Origin of the sequence: Paracoccus aminophilus JCM 7686, assembly GCF_000444995.1 — a bacterium.
In the GTDB taxonomy this organism is placed as follows: Bacteria; Pseudomonadota; Alphaproteobacteria; order Rhodobacterales; family Rhodobacteraceae; genus Paracoccus; species Paracoccus aminophilus.
Map to the genome: position 1 here is coordinate 64838 of NC_022042.1, position 17682 is coordinate 82519.

18 protein-coding genes are annotated in these 17682 nt (G+C 63.6%); 14 read left to right on the forward strand and 4 right to left on the reverse strand.

Annotation, left to right across the window (positions count from 1 at the left end; genetic code table 11):
- Positions 1–5 precede the first annotated feature (5 nt).
- Together JCM7686_RS17900 and JCM7686_RS17905 are read right to left on the reverse strand one after the other, a co-directional pair.
- Positions 6–881, reverse strand: a complete 876-nt coding sequence (locus JCM7686_RS17900; RefSeq protein WP_051201689.1) for a LysR family transcriptional regulator — start codon at positions 879–881, stop codon at positions 6–8.
- Positions 882–973: 92 nt separating this feature from the next.
- Complete coding sequence (locus JCM7686_RS17905; protein WP_020952790.1) at positions 974–2203, reverse strand: M24 family metallopeptidase; 1230 nt, start codon at positions 2201–2203, stop codon at positions 974–976.
- Positions 2204–2486: 283 nt separating this feature from the next.
- Here JCM7686_RS17905 and JCM7686_RS17910 point away from each other — a divergent pair, with 283 nt between their 5' ends.
- Positions 2487–3419 carry a bifunctional helix-turn-helix transcriptional regulator/GNAT family N-acetyltransferase gene (locus tag JCM7686_RS17910; RefSeq protein WP_236635898.1) on the forward strand — a complete coding sequence of 311 codons (933 nt, stop codon included), beginning with the start codon at positions 2487–2489 and terminating at the stop codon, positions 3417–3419.
- 74 nt (positions 3420–3493) lie between these two features.
- Here JCM7686_RS17910 and JCM7686_RS17915 read toward each other — a convergent pair whose 3' ends face one another.
- A complete protein-coding gene (locus JCM7686_RS17915) occupies positions 3494–4159 on the reverse strand; it encodes an ArsR/SmtB family transcription factor (RefSeq protein WP_020952792.1) in 666 nt (221 codons plus the stop codon).
- 73 nt (positions 4160–4232) lie between these two features.
- On the opposite strand from JCM7686_RS17915, the gene JCM7686_RS17920 reads away from it, so the two are divergent.
- The 3 genes from JCM7686_RS17920 to JCM7686_RS17930 are packed head-to-tail and all read left to right on the forward strand — an operon-like array spanning position 4233 to position 5691.
- Complete coding sequence (locus tag JCM7686_RS17920) at positions 4233–4556, forward strand: NIPSNAP family protein (protein WP_020952793.1); 324 nt, start codon at positions 4233–4235, stop codon at positions 4554–4556.
- Positions 4553–4945, forward strand: a complete 393-nt coding sequence (locus JCM7686_RS17925; protein WP_020952794.1) for an antibiotic biosynthesis monooxygenase family protein — start codon at positions 4553–4555, stop codon at positions 4943–4945. The genes JCM7686_RS17920 and JCM7686_RS17925 overlap by 4 nt, the downstream gene beginning before the upstream one ends.
- Complete coding sequence (locus JCM7686_RS17930) at positions 4942–5691, forward strand: sulfite exporter TauE/SafE family protein (protein WP_020952795.1); 750 nt, start codon at positions 4942–4944, stop codon at positions 5689–5691. Before JCM7686_RS17925 ends, JCM7686_RS17930 begins: the two co-directional genes overlap by 4 nt.
- Positions 5692–6121: 430 nt before the next feature.
- Here the strand turns inward: JCM7686_RS17930 and JCM7686_RS17935 are convergent, their stop codons facing one another.
- Complete coding sequence (locus JCM7686_RS17935) at positions 6122–6511, reverse strand: VOC family protein (RefSeq protein WP_020952796.1); 390 nt, start codon at positions 6509–6511, stop codon at positions 6122–6124.
- Positions 6512–6641: 130 nt separating this feature from the next.
- Here JCM7686_RS17935 and JCM7686_RS17940 point away from each other — a divergent pair, with 130 nt between their 5' ends.
- The 10 genes from JCM7686_RS17940 (at position 6642) to JCM7686_RS17985 (ending at position 17663) form a co-directional block, all read left to right on the forward strand.
- Positions 6642–7298, forward strand: coding sequence for a 4-carboxy-4-hydroxy-2-oxoadipate aldolase/oxaloacetate decarboxylase (locus JCM7686_RS17940; protein WP_041528091.1), 657 nt, complete (start codon positions 6642–6644; stop codon positions 7296–7298).
- Positions 7299–7316: 18 nt separating this feature from the next.
- Positions 7317–8726 (forward strand): amidase, encoded by a 1410-nt coding sequence (locus JCM7686_RS17945; RefSeq protein WP_020952798.1) that lies wholly within the window; start codon positions 7317–7319, stop codon positions 8724–8726.
- 92 nt (positions 8727–8818) lie between these two features.
- Complete coding sequence (locus JCM7686_RS17950) at positions 8819–9493, forward strand: GntR family transcriptional regulator (RefSeq protein WP_020952799.1); 675 nt, start codon at positions 8819–8821, stop codon at positions 9491–9493.
- Positions 9494–9618: 125 nt separating this feature from the next.
- Positions 9619–10863 (forward strand): aspartate transaminase, encoded by a 1245-nt coding sequence (locus JCM7686_RS17955; protein WP_020952800.1) that lies wholly within the window; start codon positions 9619–9621, stop codon positions 10861–10863.
- Between the two features lie 11 nt (positions 10864–10874).
- Positions 10875–12059: a pyridoxal phosphate-dependent aminotransferase gene (locus tag JCM7686_RS17960; protein WP_041528117.1), complete on the forward strand. Its 1185-nt coding sequence runs from the start codon at positions 10875–10877 to the stop codon at positions 12057–12059.
- A 7-nt stretch (positions 12060–12066) separates the two neighbouring features.
- Positions 12067–13413 (forward strand): amidase, encoded by a 1347-nt coding sequence (locus JCM7686_RS17965; RefSeq protein WP_020952802.1) that lies wholly within the window; start codon positions 12067–12069, stop codon positions 13411–13413.
- A gap of 137 nt (positions 13414–13550) precedes the next feature.
- Positions 13551–14576 carry an amino acid ABC transporter substrate-binding protein gene (locus JCM7686_RS17970; RefSeq protein WP_020952803.1) on the forward strand — a complete coding sequence of 342 codons (1026 nt, stop codon included), beginning with the start codon at positions 13551–13553 and terminating at the stop codon, positions 14574–14576.
- Between the two features lie 154 nt (positions 14577–14730).
- The gene (locus tag JCM7686_RS17975) at positions 14731–15738 is read left to right on the forward strand and encodes an ABC transporter permease subunit (protein WP_158442377.1); all 1008 of its coding nucleotides are present in this window, start codon (positions 14731–14733) and stop codon (positions 15736–15738) included.
- Positions 15731–16840, forward strand: a complete 1110-nt coding sequence (locus tag JCM7686_RS17980; RefSeq protein ID WP_020952805.1) for an amino acid ABC transporter permease — start codon at positions 15731–15733, stop codon at positions 16838–16840. Before JCM7686_RS17975 ends, JCM7686_RS17980 begins: the two co-directional genes overlap by 8 nt.
- Positions 16841–16877: 37 nt before the next feature.
- Positions 16878–17663 carry an amino acid ABC transporter ATP-binding protein gene (locus JCM7686_RS17985; RefSeq protein ID WP_020952806.1) on the forward strand — a complete coding sequence of 262 codons (786 nt, stop codon included), beginning with the start codon at positions 16878–16880 and terminating at the stop codon, positions 17661–17663.
- Positions 17664–17682: the final 19 nt, after the last annotated feature.

Genomic DNA, 17682 nt, shown 5'->3' on the forward strand with positions numbered 1-17682 from the left:
CCGCGTTATGCGGCGCCGACATGCTCGACGAACATATCGGCAAAGCGCGCGGCAAAGCTGCGGGTGGCGGGGCGAGCACGCTCGTTCACGTAGATCCCCACCACCGCGTCATCGAGCCTTGGCAGCCCGGCCTCGGGCCCCGGTTTCTCCACCTTGTCGGAAATCACCCGCTCTGCCAGCACGCTGATGCCAAAGCCATTGGCAATCGCGGTTTCCAGACAGGATTGGCTGGGGCTGGAATAGACCAGTTCGAAACTGCGGCCCGAGCGTTGCAGCGCGCTCATCATGCTGCGCCGGTAGATGCAGCCCTCGGGGAAGCTGACGATGCGCAAGGGATCGCCGAACCCCTCCTCCGGTGCGGGGCCAGAGACCCAAGCGAGCTTCTCACGCCAGGTCATGAAAGGATTTTCCGCCGGGCCGTCATTCGTCATCGCCACCACGATATCGAACTGACCGTCCCGCAGCCCCTTGAGCAGCACATGCGAGAGATCGCACACCACCTCGAAGGTAAAGCCCGCCTGCTCATCCGTCAGCCCCGCCATCAGCTTCGGCATGAAGTGGTCGGCGTAATCGCTGGGGATCCCGAGCCGCAGCTTGCCGCGTTTGTCACGACGCGAGATCCGCAGCATCATCTCATCGTTCAACAGCAGGATGCGGCGGGCATAGCTTGCGACCACCTCGCCCTCCTCGCTGAGATAGACGCCCCCCGCCTCTTTCACATCGCGGCTGAAAAGCTGCACGCCCAGCAGATCCTGCAACCGCTTGATCTGCGCGGAAATCGTCGGCTGGGTCTTGCCCAGACGATCGCCGGCGCGGGTATAGCCCTTCACGTCGATGATGGTGACGAAGGTTCTAAGCAGATCGGTCGGAATGCTGCGCATCTTGGCTCGCTTCAGGATGTGGAAACGGCCCTGCGGGGGATTTCCGCAGGGCCTTTGGATCATGGCCTTCCCTAAGGTTAACTTAAGGCGGCTCAGGCCGGGATAATGTTGTGTTCCGGCCCGAAGGGGAAGCCGGTGATATTCTTGGCCCCCTCATCCGAAAGGATGAGAATGTCATGCTCGCGGTAGCCGCCCGCGCCGGGTTTGCCCTCGGGGATCGAGAGCATCGGCTCCATCGAGACGACCATGCCGGGTTGCAGGACGGTGTTGACGTCCTCGCGCAGCTCGACCCCGCCTTCGCGCCCGTAATAGTGGCACATCACGCCGAAGGAATGGCCATAGCCGAAAGAGCGGTATTTCAGCAGGCCATGCTCGCGATAGATCTCGTTCAGCTCATTGGCGACATCGCCGCAGCGCGCGCCGGGTTTCAGCAGTTCGAGCCCGCGGCGATGGACCTGCGTGTTGATCTCCCAGATGCGCAGATGCTCGTCACTGGCGTGATCGAGAAACATCGTGCGTTCGAGCGCGGTGTAATAGCCCGCGATCATCGGAAAGCAGTTCATCGACAGGATGTCGCCCTTTTGCAGGCGGCGCGAGGTCACCGGGTTATGCGCGCCATCCGTGTTGATGCCCGACTGGAACCAGACCCAGCTGTCCATCAGCTCGGCATGGGGATAGGTCTGAGCGATATGGCGCACCATCGCCTGCGTCCCGGCGAGTGCGAGATCATATTCCGGCACGCCCTCGGCGATCAGCGCACGGATGGCCGCGCCGCCGACATCGGCCGTGCGCGCGCCTTCGGTGATGATCGCGATTTCCTCGGCGGATTTGATCGTGCGCATCCACATGACCGGCTGGCCGATGTCAATGAACTCGACGCCCGGGAAGGCATCTGCCAGCAGCGCGCGGGTTTCGAGCGTGACATGGTCGAACTCGATCCCGATGCGGCGCGCACCGCGCAGAAGCCGCTGGATGCCGTGGAAATAGCTGCCACGCTGCCAGTCGGTATAGGTCAGGTTGTCGCCAAAGGTGCGGCGGTAGGGCTGGCCCGCATCGACGCCCGCCGAGAGGCTCGTCGCCTTGTCATGCGTCACGACGAAGGCATAGCGGCGCGCGAAAGAGCAATAGATGAAATCGGCAAAATAATTGATGTTGTGATAAGAGGTCAGCAGGGTCGCATCGAGGTTCAGATCGACCAGGATCTGGCGCAGCCCGTCCATGCGACGCTGCATCTCGGGCGCGCTGAACGTGCCTTGGACCCGCTCGCCATTGTGCATTTCCTGAAGCCGGGGCAGCTCGCTGGCCTGTATTTCCGCATTCATCGTGATCTCTCCTGCATCGCGCCCGCTCAGGGCGTCTCAGCCGATTTAAGAGCGGCGCGGCACGGCTGAGAAATAGAAATGGCACATGATGTGATAGATGCGAAACGTGTCGCGGTGGGGCCTGCGGGCAGGGGAGCCAGAGGGAAGGGGCGGGATGCGATGGCAAACCCCCGCTGTGCAGTCGGAGCCGCGGATCGGCGGCAGGCTTGATAAATCCCGGGGTTCTGCATATTAGTTGTGCAATACAACCGAATCGAGAGCTCTGAAAATGACCTCTGCAGCCATGATCGACGCCGTTCGAGAAGCCTCCCGACATCTCGTCAGAGAGCTTGGCTTCATGGGCGGGGATTTCGCGGGCACCGATCTTTCGCCCTCTGCCGTTCATGCGCTGATCGAAATAGAGCGGAAGGCCATAACCGCCCGCGACCTTGCGTCGCTACTCAGGCTCGAAAAATCGAGTGTCAGCCGCATGTTGCGCAAGCTCGTTGAAGCCGGGTATGTGGCCGAGACGGCAGGCGCGGAGGATGGGCGCACGAAGCGGCTTTCGTTAACGCCGCAGGGCGAGGAGCAGGTGTCAAAGATACATGCTTTTGCGCGGGCACAGGTTTCCGAGGCACTCGCCCGCCTTCAGCCCGATGCAGGCCGGACCGTTCTGGAAGGGCTTTCGCTGTATTCGTCCGCGCTTAAGGGGTCTCCTGCCCGTGGCGACGAAGCCGACCCGTTCGAGATCCTGCCCGGCTATCAGACGGGCGTGATCGCAAGCATCACCCAGATGCATGCGCAGTATTACGCGCGAACTTCCGGATTCGGACGCGTTTTCGAGACGGTGGTTGCCGGAGGTCTGGCCGAGTTCGTCTCGCGTCTGGATCATCCGCGAAATGCACTTTGGACGGTGAGGAAGAACGATCAAATCTGTGGATCGATTGCCATTGACGGCGAAGACATGGGCGGCGACACCGCGCATCTTCGCTGGTTCATCGTCGATGACGCGATCCGAGGTGCGGGAATCGGGGGCAGATTGCTGGCGACCGCGCTGGCGTTTGTTGATGCGCAGGGTTTCAAAGAGACCCAGCTCTGGACGTTTAGCGGCCTCTCCGCCGCACGGCATCTTTATGAGGCACATGGCTTCCTGTTGGTCGAGGAAAGGGCCGGGAGCCAATGGGGAACGGAAGTCACGGAACAGCGCTTTGCCCGTCCTGCCAGGAGCCCGGAATGACCGGCTATTGCGCCGAACCCGATCTGGCCGCCGTGCCGCATTCTCTCTTCATTTAACGATACGGCCAAAGCCTCTTAGCTCAACCAGCCGGTGAAGCGCCGCTCGCCTTCAGGGCTGAAGCTGATGATGCGAGACTCGGGCAATCGCCGCGCCCAGGCTTGCGCGAGCAACTGGTCCAAGATGGCGCGACCCAATCGCCCGGCCAGATGCTGGCGCCGCTGGCTCCAGTCGAGGCAGCCGCGGCAGAGCGGGCGATTGCTTGGCGGCAGGGTCTCGAGATCCAGACCGATCTCGCCCAGCTTGCCCCGGCCGCGCTCGGTCACGGTCAGATCCTCCGCCAACCAGTGATCCGCCTGCATCCGCTCGAACAGCCGAACGCCCATTTCGCCCGCCAGATGATCGTAACAAATGCGGGCCTTGCGCAGCGCCGGATCGCGCGGCCCGGTGCGCAAAGGCGGCACGGCATCGCTGGAAAACACCATCAGGGCTTCCAGCAGAGCCCCAACATGGGGACCGGCCAAACGAAAATAGCGATGCCGCCCTTGCGCCTCGACGGTCAGGACTTCGCCATCCACCAGCTTGGCAAGGTGAGAGCTGGCGGTCTGCTTGGTGATCCCGCCGAGCCCGGCCAGTTCGGTCGCGGTCAAGGCGCGCCCATCCATCAGCGCGATCAGCATCGCGCTGCGCGCGGGATCCGCAACAAGAGCCGCCACACGGGCAATATCAGGGCCTTCTCTCATAGTTCGATCCTAACCGAACCATGCGCCGCCTCCAACCGGCTAAGTGGGGCGTCAGAACGAAAGGCAAAACCCCATGATTACCTGCGTCATCACCTATGATATCGACCCGAACCGGCGCGAGCTCTTCGCGCAATATGCGCGCAACTGGGGCGCCTGCATCCCGCGATGTGGGGCCGATCTGATCGGCTATTTCGCCCCGCATGAAGGATCGACCTCGACCGCTTACGGGATCTACTCGCTGCCGTCGCTCGCGGATTATGAGGCCTATCGCGCCCGTCTGGCCGAAGACCCGCTCGGGCGCGAAAACTACGACTTCGCCCGACGCGAAAGCTTCATTCGCCGCGAGAGCCGTTTGTTTGTGAAACTCGCCTCGGCGCCGCATGGCGAACGCGCATGATCGCCGTGATTTTCGAAGCCTGGGTTCCGGGCGAGGCGCAGGCCGAATATCTCGATCTGGCGGCCGAATTGCGCCCGCTTCTGGCAGATCTCGACGGGTTCATCTCGATCGAGCGGTTTCAAAGTCTGGCCACTCCCGGCAAGGTCCTGTCGCTGTCCTTCTGGCGCGACGAGGCCGCCATCACCGCTTGGCGCAATCTGCCCGAGCATCGGCAGGTGCAGGCCGCAGGCCGAGATCGCGTCTTTGCCGATTACCGTTTGCGCATTGCGGCGGTGACGCGGGATTACGGCAAGACCGCCCGCGACGAAGCGCCGGCCGACAGCCTTGCCGGACGGACCGCGCCGGAAGGTGGCTCTGACAGCGGCACGCGCCCCACGGGTGCCCGATGAGCGATATGTCCCTAACCGCTTTCGTCCTGATTCTCGCGACCTTTTTCGCGGCCGGGACGGTCAAGGGGGTAACCGGCATGGGGCTGCCCACGGTCGCCATGGGCGTTCTCGGCGCGCTCATCTCGCCCTTGGCCGCCGCGAGCCTGCTGATCGTGCCCTCCTTCGTCACCAATCTCTGGCAGCTTCTGGCGGGCCCCGCCCTCGGTCCCGTCCTGCACCGGCTCTGGCCGATGATGGTGGCAATCTGCGCGGGCACTGCGCTTGGCGCGGCTTTGCTTGCGGGCAGCGACACCGAGGCGGCGAGCACGCTTCTGGGGGCCGCGCTGGTCATTTATGCCGGATACGGCCTCCTCGCGCGGCCGCTCTCGGTTCCCTCCCGGCTTGAGCCGATGCTCTCGCCCCTCATCGGTGGATTGACCGGCATGGTGAGCGGCGCCACCGGCGTCTTCGTCATCCCCGCCGTGCCCTATTTGCAGGCGCTAGATCTGTCGAGGAACGATCTCGTTCAGGCGCTCGGGCTGTCCTTCACGGTTTCCACCGTGGCGCTCGCGCTTGCACTTGGGGCGCATGGGGCGTTTTCGGCTGGGACGATGGGGCTGTCGCTGCTTGCGGTTGGACCTGCGTTGATCGGGATGTGGGTGGGCCAGAAACTGCGCAATCGCATCTCGCTCGCGACATTCCGGCGAATGTTTCTCTGGTTTCTGTTGCTGCTGGGGGCAGAGATGGCATTGCGAGCTGTGCTGTAGCGGCGATCGTTCCGCTGTCTGAAGCGGGGCGAGAGGGGGCAGACGGACGGGATGGACCACGAAGCGGTAGGGAGGCCTGTGGTCGGTCTCGTCCGCATCGAAGAGCCTGATCCCGAGCATGGGGATTTGGGTGGGTCCTCAGAAATAGGACTCACCGTTGCGAAATATAATAGTCGAGTAATCAGCATTATGTCACGAAAGACTCAAGTCGCGCGATTCCGGTTCAAGATGGAAAAGGTCGCGTCTCCTGACTGCGGCGCAAACTCGTTGCAGTGATACTCGCGCCCCATAAACGCGCGTGCCAAACCACGACCGCGATGAAGCCTTGGGGGCTCTATGCCAGATGTCCCCGGCGACCAGAGAGCCGTCCGGCAAGGCCTCACCCCAAATCGAACCGCTTCAGCCTCATCCGAGCTGATCCCCGCAGCCGTTAATCGACGCTCTCATAGCTGATGAATTCTAGCAATGTGCCGTCAGGGTCGCGGAAATAGACGCTCATGCCGAAGCCCTTCGCACCCAGACGGCGAACCGGGCCAAGCTCGATCGCGACATTCTGCTCGGCGAGATGGTTTGCCGCTTCGGCCACCGGGCCGCTCCACTCAAAGCACAGGTCAGACCCGCCGGGAGGAACCGGGATGGAGGCGATCGGAGTGGGCGTGAGGCCCGGGCCGTGAAGGTTCAGCTGATTGTCGCCGAACCGATAGACGAAGCCCGCCTTGTTTGGGATCACCTCGGCGAACAGCACATTCGCGTAAAAGGCGTTGGACCTTGCCCAGTCGGAGACATGGACAACGCAGTGGTCGAACCGAACTTTACTCATCTTGGATGCTCCTTACCTTCTGCGTTGCATCTTATCGCAGGATTTATTGTCGTCAATTAAAATACGATTGTTGACAATCGATGTCGAATCGTCGTTACACTATGCGAGATTGGTGAATGAGGAACCAGCAATGGCGACGTTAAGGAATTTCTTGAGCCAAGATCTGCTCGACTCTCTCTGTCAGTTCGGCTCCGCGACGATCCATGAGGCGCAAGGGCAAACCGGCGCTTTGAACAGTGCAATCAAGCCGATTGACCCTGTCCTGAAGCTTGCCGGGCGCGCGCTGACGGTCGACGCCCGTCCGGGGGATAATCTCGTCATCCATTATGCGCTGTCGAAGGCGCAGCCGGGCGATGTGCTGGTGGTGGACGCAAAGGCCTTTGTGGACGCCGGCCCCTGGGGCGACATCCTCACGCTGGCGGCGCAGAAAGCCGGGATCGCGGGTCTGGTGATCGACGGGGCCGTGCGGGATGCCGAAGCCATCATCGAGATGGGTTTTCCTGTCTTTTCCCGTGGCCTCAGCATCAAGGGCACCAACAAGTATCAGCCGGGGCGCGTGAATGTGCCGGTCGTCTGCGGCGGCGTCCTTGTGAACCCCGGCGACATCGTCGTGGGCGACCGTGATGGCGTGGTCGCCATTCCCGCCGACAGGCTTGATGCGGTGATGGCCGCCTCGAAACAGCGCGTCGCGGCAGAAGATGACTATCGCGATCAGATCAATGCGGGGCGCTCGACGATCGAGCTGCTCAAGCTCAGCGACATTCTCGCCCGTCACGAGATGCGCTAAGGCGAAGGAGGCCCGGCAATGACCAAACCCGCGCAGCCACTCACGGATATCGCCGAGGCGCTGGCGCTTGGTGAGACCACCAGCCGACAGTTGGTCGAGACGGCTTTGGCGCTGGCCGCGCGGGATCGCCGGGCCTTCAGCGACCTTTACGCCGAAGCCGCCCTTGTCGCGGCGGATGAGGCCGATGCGCGCAGGCGCAATGGCGCGCCGAAGTCAAAGCTCGACGGCATCCCGGTCACGGTCAAGGACAATATGGATCTCGCCGGAGAGGTCACGCGGGCGGGGTCGAAAGTCCTTGAAACCCAGCCCGCTGCGACGCGTGACGCGACCGTGGTCCAGCGCCTGCGTCAGACGGGGGCGGTCATCCTCGGCCGGACCTTCATGCCCGAGCTTGCGCTGGCATCCATCGGCACCAGCCTGCACCACGCGGCGCCGCCGAATGCGCTGGACAATGCCCGCGTGCCCGGCGGATCGAGTAGCGGCGCGGCGATCTCGGTCGGTCGGGGCATCGTGCCTGCGGCGGTCGGCACGGATACCGGGGGCTCTGTGACCCTGCCCGCCGCCGTCAACGGGCTGGTGGGCTACAAACCGACCGCGCGCCTGCTGCCCCGGGACGGCGTGGTCCCGCTGTCGCGCCATCTCGACACGGTGGGGGTGATCTCGCGCTCGGTCAGCAGCTGTCGCCTTCTCGCGGGGGCGATGAGCGATCGCGAGCGCGCCGACTGGCTGGCGCGTCCCTCTTTGCCGGTCGAAGAATTGCGGTTCTGCGTTCCAACCAACTATGTGCTTGCCGATCTCGACCCGAAGGTTGCCGAGGCCTTCGACCTCGCCCTTTCCCTTCTGCGGCAGGCCGGAATTCAGGTCGAGCAGATTACCCTCCCCGAGCTGGACCGCATTCCGCAGATCTATGAGGGCGGCGGTTTTGCCATGCCCGAAATCGCCGCTTGGCTGGGTCGGCGGGGCCTTCTGGACCGAGAGGACGATTACGATCCGCGCATGATGAACCGCATTCGCGAGGGCGCGCAGATTTCGGCGGTCGCGATGCTCGACAGTCTGGCCTTGCGCGAGGAGCTGGTGACCTCTGCGCGCCAGAGGTTGGCGGGTTGGGACGGGATGCTGATGCCCACGACGCCCATCGTCGCGCCACGCTTCAGCGAGGTGCAGGAGGATGCCGATTATCGCCGCCTTAACATGCGGCTGATGCGCAATTCGCGCGTGGCCAATATCCTTGATCTTTGCGCGGTTTCGCTGCCGATTCCGGCGGGCGATCCGACCTTGGGCTTGGGCCTTCTGGTCGCGGCACCTGCCTGGGCGGACCCGGCCTTGCTTGAGGCCTGCGCGCGGATCGAAGCGATTTTCGGACAAGCCGATCCCGGGGAGGCAGCCATCTCCGCCCTGCCCGCGCGGGCCCTCTGCGGATCCCTCTGAATGTTGACGAGCTTGGCCTTGCGTGGATGGCGCCTATGATTACAATAAAATCAGGATTGCTGACAAAACTTCTGATGCAGGGGACGAATGAGATGACGGAAAAACCGGGAGATGGATCGCTGACGGGTGGCGTGCGCGAAGAGCTGACCCGGCTTATCCTCAGCGGAGAATTTCAGCCCGGCGACCGCCTGAACGAGCTGTCGCTGACCCAAAGGCTTGGGGTCAGCCGGGGCATTATCCGCGAGGCCGTGCGCTCGCTGGAACATGCCCGCCTTGTCGAGATCATCCCCAATCGCGGCGTCGTCGTCCGCACGGTTGATGTGCCCGATGCGCTTGAGCTTTACGAGGTGCGCGCGGCGCTGGCGATGGCGGCTGGGCGGCTGGCTGCGATCCGCGCCAGCAAAGAGCAGCTTGATGCCCTCAGCGCGCTGCATGCCAAGATGGTCGCCGCCACCGAGGCCAATGATATCCCAAGCTATACCGCGGCCAACCACGCCTTTCACGACGCGATCTTCACCGCCGCCTCGAACAGTCGGCTGAAAGAGCACGATCTGAGCGTGCGCAACGAGATGCAGCTTTACATCCGCCGGGGCGCTTTGGGACACGCCCAGCTCAAGGCCTCCAATCTCGAACATGGTCGCATTCTCGCGGCGCTGATCGCCTCTGATTCCGAAGGCGCGGCCCGCGAATTCGAACAGCATATCGCCAACGGAAAGCAGCGTATGCTGGAAAACCTGCGAAGCGCCCAAGCGTTACGCGCCGGCTGACGCCCGGCATCTGAACCTTTCGACCTGACTATCATTGCGCGCGCCCCGAGACTGGCCTCGGGGCCGATGATGCAGGCTATTGCCTGCACATTGCGACGCGCCAACCCCACTCATGAGGTCATGTGATGACTGTCGCGACTGCCAATCTCTCTCCCATTCCCGCGCCCTCCTGGTCGCTGTCGCAGCGGCTGGGGGCGGTGAAACCTTCTCCCAGCATGGCGATGGCGCGGCTCGCCTCGGAAATGAAGGCGCAGGGCCAGGAGGTGCTGAACCTCGCGCAGGGAGAGCCGGATTTCGACACGCCCGCCAATATTGTCGAGGCCGCGCACCGCGCCATCGACCGGGGCGAGACCCGTTATACCACCGTGGACGGCACGCCCGCGCTCAAGAAGGCGATTGTCGAGAAGTTCAAACGCGAGAACGATCTTGCCTTCACGCCCGCGCAGATCTCGGTCGGGACCGGGGGCAAACAGGTGATCTTCAACGCTTTTGCCGCCACGCTTGATGCGGGCGATGAGGTCGTCATCCCCGCGCCTTATTGGGTGTCTTATCCCGATATGGTGGCGCTTTGTGACGGGGTTCCGGTGGTCGTGCCGACGCGCGAGGAAGACGCCTTCAAGCTGCACCCCGAGGCGCTTGACGCAGCGATCACGCCTCGGACGAAATGGCTGGTGCTGAATTCGCCCTCGAACCCGACCGGCTCGGTCTATAGCGCGGACGAGCTGGCCGCGCTGGCGCGGGTCATGCGCAAACATCCGCATGTCCTGATCCTTTGCGACGATATCTATGAACACCTCGTTTATTCGGGCGATCGGTTCATGTCGCTGCTGCAGGTCGATCCGAGCCTCGGCGACCGGGTTCTGATCGTCAACGGCGTCTCCAAGGCCTATGCGATGACCGGCTGGCGCATCGGATATGGCGCGGGACCGCAGGCGCTGATCGCGGCCATGGCCACGGTGCAATCGCAATCGACCTCGAACCCCTCCTCGGTCAGCCAAGCTGCGGCGATCGAGGCGCTGAACGGCACGCAAGGCTTCATTGCCGAGCACAATCTGGTCTTCCGCGACCGGCGCGATGCGGTGGTGGCGCGCCTGAACGAGATCGCCGGGCTGCGCTGCATCTGCCCCGACGGCGCCTTCTATGTCTACCCGTCCTGCGAGGGGCTGATCGGCCGCAAGACACCCGATGGCCGCACGATCAACACCGACGAGGATTTCGTCGCCTATCTGCTGCGCGATCATGGTGTGGCGGCGGTCCATGGCGGCGCTTACGGGCTCAGCCCCTATTTCCGGCTGTCCTACGCGACCTCGATGGAGATCCTTAACGACGCCTGCAACCGCATCGCCGCCGCCTGTCAGGAGCTTCGCTGATGGATGCGCAAATGATCCGAACCGTCCCCGCCTTCGAGCGGATGGGCGAGGAAAATGCCTTTGCCGTTCTGGCTCGCGCGACGGCGCTGCAACAGCAGGGCAAAGAGATCTTCAACCTCGGCATTGGCCAACCCGACTTCCAGACGCCGCCGCATGTCGTCGAGGCCGCGATCAAGGCTTTGCGCGACGGCCATCACGGCTATACGCCCGCGAATGGCCTCGTTGCCACGCGCGAGGCGGTGGTGCGGCGCACGCTGACCATGACCGGGGTCGAGGTCTCGCCCGAGGCGGTGATGATCCTGCCCGGCGGCAAGCCGACCATGTTCGCCGCCATTTTGATGTTTGGCGAGCCGGGCGCGGAGATCCTCTATCCCGATCCCGGCTTTCCGATCTACCGCTCGCTGATCGAATTCGTCGGCGCAAAGCCCGTGCCGGTGCCCATGCTCGAGGCCAATGGCTTCGCTTTCTCCGCCGAGCAGACGCTGAGCCTGATCACGCCGCGCACGCGCCTGCTCATCGTCAATTCGCCCGCCAATCCGACCGGCGGCGTCACACCCCGGGCCGAGATCGAAAAGCTGGTGCGCGGTCTCGAGGCCTTCCCGCATGTCGCGGTTCTGTCCGATGAGATCTATGACACGCTGACCTATGACGGCGAAAAGCATTGCTCGCTTCTCGAGTTCCCCGAGATCCGCGACCGGCTGATCGTGCTGAACGGCTGGTCAAAGACCTGGGCGATGACCGGCTGGCGGATGGGCTGGTCGATCTGGCCCACGGGCGCCACGGGTGGTCACCTTTACGACAAGGTGCGCAAGCTCGCGGTCAATTGCTGGTCCTGCGTCAATGCCCCCAGCCAATTTGCCGGGATTGCCGCGATCGACGGGCCGCAAGACGCGGTCGAAAAGATGCACGCGGCCTTTGATCGCCGCCGCAAGCTGGTGGTGGAGGGTCTGAACGCGCTTCCCGGCGTCTCCTGCGTCGTGCCGAAGGGGGCGTTTTATGCCTTCCCCAATGTCTCGGCGACCGGCTGGCAGGCCAAGCCGCTGGCCAATGCCTTGCTTGACGAAGAGGGCATTGCGCTGATCAGCGGCCCCGATTTCGGCGTGCTCGGAGAGGGGTATTTGCGCCTCTCCTATGCCAATTCGGAAGCGGTTATTCTGGAAGCACTCGCGCGCATGAAGCGGTTTCTTTCGCGGTAGCACCGGCATGGACGACCTGCCTTTCCTCTCTGCCTCCGAGGCGCGGTTGCTGATGGCCTCGCGCGCCCTCTCGGCTGTGGAATATGTGCAGGCCCTGCTTGACCGGATTGCGCGCTACAACGGACAACTGGCCGCCTTCATCGAGGTCTATGCCGATGAGGCCCTGACCGAGGCCGCGCGCGTCGATGCGCGGCGCGCGGCAGGGCAGGCGTTGCCGCCACTCGCGGGCATTCCCTTTGCGATCAAAGACTTGTTAGATGTGGCGGGCAAGCGGACCACGGCGCAGTCTCGCGCCAGTTCGCCCCTGCCTGCGACCGCCGACGCCATGGTGGTGCGTCAGTTGCGGGCGGCGGGGGCGATCCTTCTGGGCAAGCTTACGCTGGAGGAATGGGGTATCGGCTCGCCGCTGGACGACCTGCCATGGCCGCCCGCGCGCAATCCTTGGGACCGGCAGCGCAGCCCTGGAGGCTCGTCAAGCGGCTCGGCTGTCGCGCTGGCGGCGGGGTTGGTGCCGCTTGCTCTTGGGACCGATTCGGCGGGATCGGTGCGTGGTCCCGCAGCCCTTTGCGGTGTCATCGGGATGAAAGCCGGGCGCGGGCGCATCAGCCGGGCGGGCGCGGTGGCCCTGTCGCGCAGCCTCGATCATATCGGCCCCATGGCGCGGACGGCGCGCGATTGCCGCCTGCTCTATCAGGCGCTGGTGCCGGTCTCACCCTGCCCGGATGCGAGGCCTCTAACGGGCCTGCGGATCGCCTTGCCCGATGAGGTTTTGGTGCCCGATCTGTGCTCTGCCGACACGGCTATGGCGTTGCAGGAAACCTGCCGCGTTCTGGTCACGCTCGGGGCACGCAGGGTGGCAATCCGGCCCCCGGATTTCCCGAGCTTTTACGATGACGTGCTGACCGTCCTGCACGCAGAGGCCTTTCGTCATCACCGCAAACGCCTTGCGATGACGCCCGAGGCCTTCGGTCGCCGCGCCCGCCAAGACCTGCTTCGCGGCCAAGGGATTAGCGGCACGGACTATGCCGCAGCGCTGGCTGCTGGCCGCCGCCTGAGCGACGCGCTGACGCGGATGTTTGCGGGCTGCGACATCCTTGTGACGCCGGTGGTCAACGGACCAGCCGCGCCCATCCACGACGAGGCTGCGCTGCGGCGCGCCGGGCGCGGCGTGATGCGCGCGGTCTTCAATCTCAGCGGCAACCCGGTGCTGGCGCTTTGCGCGGGGTTTTCGCCAGAGGGCCTGCCACTGGCCGCGCAATTCGTCGGCCCCATGGGCAGCGAGCCGCTGTTGCTCGATGTGGCCGAGGCTTTTCAGGCCGCGACGGGCTGGCATCGCCGTCATCCCACGCTCTGACGAGCGGTCCACAGACGTCCCCAGAATTTGTTGACAAACGCGGGGGGAATCAGTCTTAGTGAACTTATTGCTGACAATCGATGTATGTTTGCATAAAACATATACAAGATTGATGAATAATCTTAGGGAGGTTGCACATGATCAAAGGAAGCTGGTTCGCCGCGCTGGGTTTGGCGCTGCCGTTCATGTCCGCTTTACCGGCCCATGCCGGTCCGACGCTCGATGCCGTCAAACAGCGCGGAGAGCTTAAATGCGGGGTCAATACCGGCTCGGCGGGCTTTGCCGCGCCGGACAAGAACGGGGTTTGGCGCGGCATGGATGTCGATTTTTGCCGAGTGATCGCCGCCGCCGTGCTGGGGGATGCCAGCAAGGTCCAATTCGTGCCGGTCTCCCCGGAAACCCGCTTTCCGACGCTGCAGGCGGGCGAAATCGACGTGCTGATCCGCCAGACCTCGACCACGCTGTCGCGCGATTCCTCGCTGGGTCTGCTGTTCGAGCCGCCGATTTTCTACGATGGACAGGGCGTTCTGGTCTCGGCCGCCTCTGGCATCACCTCGGCCAAAGAGCTCGACGGCGCCTCGATCTGTGTGCAGCCCGGCAGCACCACCGAGCTCAATGTGCAGGATTATTTCCAGAAGAACGGCATGGAGTTCAAGCCGGTGGTGATCGAGAGCCTCGATCAGGTGACCAATACCTTCTTTGCAGGGCGCTGCGATGCCCTGACCAGCGACCGCTCTGATTTGGCCTCGGCGCGCTCGATCGCGGTCAATCGCGATGATTATGTCCTGCTGCCCGAGGTGCTGTCGAAAGAGCCGCTCGCGCCGGTGGTGCGTCAGGGCGACGACCAGTGGTTCCTGATCGTGAAATGGGCGATCTACGCAACCTTTGTCGGCGAGGAAAAACAGCTCGGCCGCGAGACGATCGACGCTGCTGCGACGAGCAGCACCGATCCCGAAGTGGCGCGCTTCCTTGGCAAGGATCCGGGCGTCTTTGCGGGCCTCGGCCTCAAGCCCGACTGGGCCTATCAGATCATCAAGCAGGTCGGCAATTACGGCGAAATCTATAACGCCAATGTCGGCCCCTCGACGGCGCTTGGCCTCGAGCGCGGGCTCAACCGCATGTGGACCGAAGGCGGCCTGCTCTACGCCCCGCCCTTCCGCTGAGACCGGCCATCCACCTCATTGCCCCTGCTGCGGCAGGGGCCGTCCTCTCAAAATCGGGCAGGTGCACATGTTTTTGCGCGGCAGATCACGTTCCTTTCTCTATCAAGGTGTTTTCGCACTGGTTTTGCTGCTCTGCGGCGGTGCGCTCGCCAGATTGATTTATGATAACCTTCACAGCGGCGGCGGCTTCGGCGTGCTGGCGCGACCGGCGAACTTCAATTTCGGCGAATCCGTGCTGCCGACCGGGCCGGGCGACAGCTATGGCCGCGCCCTGCTGATCGCCTTCGCGAATACGCTCTGGGTCAGCTTCAATGCCTGCATTCTTGCGACGCTTCTGGGCATTGGCGTCGCGGTGGCGGGACGCTCGCGGCTGGTGTTGCTGCGCCGGGTGACCGCGGCTTACATCGAGGCGTTTCGCAACACGCCGCTGCTCCTGCAACTGCTGCTCTGGTATACGGTACTACAAGCCTTGCCGCCGGTGCGGCAGGCCTTTGAATTCGGCAGCGTCTTCATCAGCCAGCGCGGCATCGCCCTTCCGGCCCTTTCCATCGACCGGCTCGGGCTTGGCCTGCTGGCCGCAACCGTGGTGCTTTGGATTATCGCCCGGCGCATCCCCGCGCTTTGCGCCCATGTGACACAGCGGCGCGGGGTCGATCTTCTGGCTGTGGCGAGCATCGTCGCCGTGGTGCTGACCCGCGCGACGATCACCAGCCCCGAACTGTCCGGGTTCAACTTCCGGGGCGGCTGGCGCATCAGCCCGGAATTCCTCGCCATGGTGATCGGCATCACCCTTTATGCCGCCGCCTTCATCTCCGAGATCGTGCGCAGCGGCATCGAGGCCGTGCCGAAAGGCCAATGGGAAGCCTCTTTCGCGCTGGGGCTTGGCCGCCTGCGCGCCATGCGGCTGGTCATTCTGCCTCAAGCCACCCGCGTCGCCATTCCGCCCTTGGTCAGCGAATATGCGGGCATCGTCAAGAATTCGAGCCTCGCCGTGGCGATCGGCTATCCCGACCTGATCTGGGCAAGCAATACCGCGATCACCCAGACCGGCCAGCCGATCCAGATCATTGCCGTGGTCATGGCGCTCTATCTCTCGGTCAGCGCGATGATCTCTCTTGGCCTCAACCTCTTCAACCGCAGGATAACGAAGCGCTATGTCTAGTGATACTGTAGTCAAGGATCGCCAGCCGCCATTCCGCTCTGCGCCGGCAGGTGAGGCCCCCCCGCGACATTGGCTCAGCCTCGAGCTGGTCGGAAACGTCCTTGTCGCGAGCGTCTTGCTGCTCTGCCTGCTGCCGCTTTGGAACTGGGGCGTGCGGGATGCGGTCTGGACCGGAGACCAAGCCGCCTGCCAGCAAGCTGGCGCGGGCGCGTGCTGGGCCTATGTCGCTCAAAAATCCCGCTTCTTCCTGCTGGGCTTTTACCCCGCCGAGCAGCAATGGCGGCCCGTTCTGGGCAGTCTGGTGATCCTCGCGCTGGTCGGTGCCAGCGTCACGCCACGCTTCTGGCGACCCGCGCTTCTGGGCGCCTGGCTCGCGGGTGTCGTGGTCTTTTTCTGGCTGATGGCGGGCGGGCTTGGCCTGCCGATGGTCTCGAGCAATCTGTGGAGCGGCCTGCCCGTCACCCTGATGCTGACCGCCTTCGCGCTGGCCTTCGGCTTTCCTCTGGGCGCCCTTCTGGCCCTTGGCCGCAGCTCGGATTTCCCGCTGATCCGCATCGCCTGCACTGTCTGGATCGAGACCATTCGCGGCCTGCCCTTCATCTCGATCCTGTTCATGGCCAATATCCTGCTGCCGCTGTTCCTGCCCGCAGGCGTCGATATCGACAAGCTGTTGCGCGTGCAGTTGGCCTTCATCCTGCTCGCCTCGGCCTATATCGCCGAAGTGGTGCGCGGCGGGCTTCAGTCCATCCCGAAGGGCCAGCGCGAAGCGGCGGCGGCGCTTGGTCTGGGCTATTGGCGCTGCACTCTGCTGGTCGTTTTGCCTCAGGCGCTTCGGTTGGTGATCCCGTCTCTGGTCAACACCTCGATCGCCTTTCTCAAGGATACGTCGCTCATCGTGGTCATCGGCCTCTTCGATCTGCTCGGTACGGTCAAGGCCGCCAATTCTGACAGCGCTTGGCTTGGCCACGCCACGGAAGGTTATCTCACCGCAACCGTCATCTACTTCCTCCTGTGCTTTTCGCTGAGCCGGTTCGGCACGCGCCTCGAGCGGCGCAACGCTCGCCTTGGCCGCAGCACGAAACCGGCGGCAGACCCCGCCTGAACATCATCGGCCTACAGTGGCCAGAACGGAGTGTGTCATGTCCGACGCCCAGCTCGCCGCCCTTGCGGCAGATCCCGCCCTTTCCCCTGCACCTCAAACCGCCATTTCCATTTCCGGCCTCGGGAAATGGTATGGTGCCTACCACGCCTTGCGAAACATCGACCTTGAAGTGCGGCGCGGCGAGCGCATCGTCCTATGCGGCCCGTCCGGGTCGGGTAAATCGACGCTCATCCGCTGCATCAACCGCCTTGAAAAGCACGACGAGGGCCGGATCATCGTCGATGGGGTCGAGCTGTCCGAGGATCTGCGCAAGATCGACGAGGTTCGGCGCGATGTCGGCATGGTCTTCCAGCACTTCAACCTCTTCCCCCATCTGACCATTCTCGAAAACTGCACGCTCGCGCCGATCTGGGTCCGCAAGATGGACCGCCGCGAGGCAGAGGCGACCGCGATGCATTTCCTTGAACGCGTGCGCATCCCCGATCAGGCACATAAATATCCGGGCCAGCTCTCTGGCGGTCAGCAGCAGCGCGTGGCGATCGCGCGCTCCCTGTGCATGAGCCCGCGGATCATGCTGTTTGACGAGCCGACCTCGGCGCTGGATCCCGAGATGATCAAGGAGGTGCTCGATACGATGGTCGGCCTCGCCGAAGAGGGCATGACGATGCTTTGCGTCACCCATGAAATGGGCTTTGCCAAAGAGGTCGCCAATCGCGTCCTGTTCATGGATCGCGGAGAGATCGTCGAAAGCAGCGCGCCGGAAGATTTCTTCGACAACCCCCGGCACGAGCGCACGCGGCTGTTTCTGTCACAGATCCTTTGATGATCCGACGCAGAGGCGT

Bases quoted from the DNA above. Each gene is read 5' to 3' on its own strand.
- JCM7686_RS17900 (WP_051201689.1), bottom strand. From the start codon at position 881: ATGCGCAGCATTCCGACCGATCTGCTTAGAACCTTCGTCACCATCATC.
- JCM7686_RS17935 (WP_020952796.1), bottom strand. From the start codon at position 6,511: ATGAGTAAAGTTCGGTTCGACCACTGCGTTGTCCATGTCTCCGACTGG.
- JCM7686_RS17970 (WP_020952803.1), top strand. From the start codon at position 13,551: ATGATCAAAGGAAGCTGGTTCGCCGCGCTGGGTTTGGCGCTGCCGTTC.
- JCM7686_RS17910 (WP_236635898.1), top strand. From the start codon at position 2,487: ATGATCGACGCCGTTCGAGAAGCCTCCCGACATCTCGTCAGAGAGCTT.
- JCM7686_RS17925 (WP_020952794.1), top strand. From the start codon at position 4,553: ATGATCGCCGTGATTTTCGAAGCCTGGGTTCCGGGCGAGGCGCAGGCC.
- JCM7686_RS17985 (WP_020952806.1), top strand. From the start codon at position 16,878: ATGTCCGACGCCCAGCTCGCCGCCCTTGCGGCAGATCCCGCCCTTTCC.
- JCM7686_RS17950 (WP_020952799.1), top strand. From the start codon at position 8,819: ATGACGGAAAAACCGGGAGATGGATCGCTGACGGGTGGCGTGCGCGAA.
- JCM7686_RS17915 (WP_020952792.1), bottom strand. From the start codon at position 4,159: ATGAGAGAAGGCCCTGATATTGCCCGTGTGGCGGCTCTTGTTGCGGAT.
- JCM7686_RS17960 (WP_041528117.1), top strand. From the start codon at position 10,875: ATGATCCGAACCGTCCCCGCCTTCGAGCGGATGGGCGAGGAAAATGCC.
- JCM7686_RS17980 (WP_020952805.1), top strand. From the start codon at position 15,731: ATGTCTAGTGATACTGTAGTCAAGGATCGCCAGCCGCCATTCCGCTCT.
- JCM7686_RS17920 (WP_020952793.1), top strand. From the start codon at position 4,233: ATGATTACCTGCGTCATCACCTATGATATCGACCCGAACCGGCGCGAG.
- JCM7686_RS17965 (WP_020952802.1), top strand. From the start codon at position 12,067: ATGGACGACCTGCCTTTCCTCTCTGCCTCCGAGGCGCGGTTGCTGATG.
- JCM7686_RS17945 (WP_020952798.1), top strand. From the start codon at position 7,317: ATGACCAAACCCGCGCAGCCACTCACGGATATCGCCGAGGCGCTGGCG.
- JCM7686_RS17940 (WP_041528091.1), top strand. From the start codon at position 6,642: ATGGCGACGTTAAGGAATTTCTTGAGCCAAGATCTGCTCGACTCTCTC.
- JCM7686_RS17905 (WP_020952790.1), bottom strand. From the start codon at position 2,203: ATGAATGCGGAAATACAGGCCAGCGAGCTGCCCCGGCTTCAGGAAATG.
- JCM7686_RS17955 (WP_020952800.1), top strand. From the start codon at position 9,619: ATGACTGTCGCGACTGCCAATCTCTCTCCCATTCCCGCGCCCTCCTGG.
- JCM7686_RS17930 (WP_020952795.1), top strand. From the start codon at position 4,942: ATGAGCGATATGTCCCTAACCGCTTTCGTCCTGATTCTCGCGACCTTT.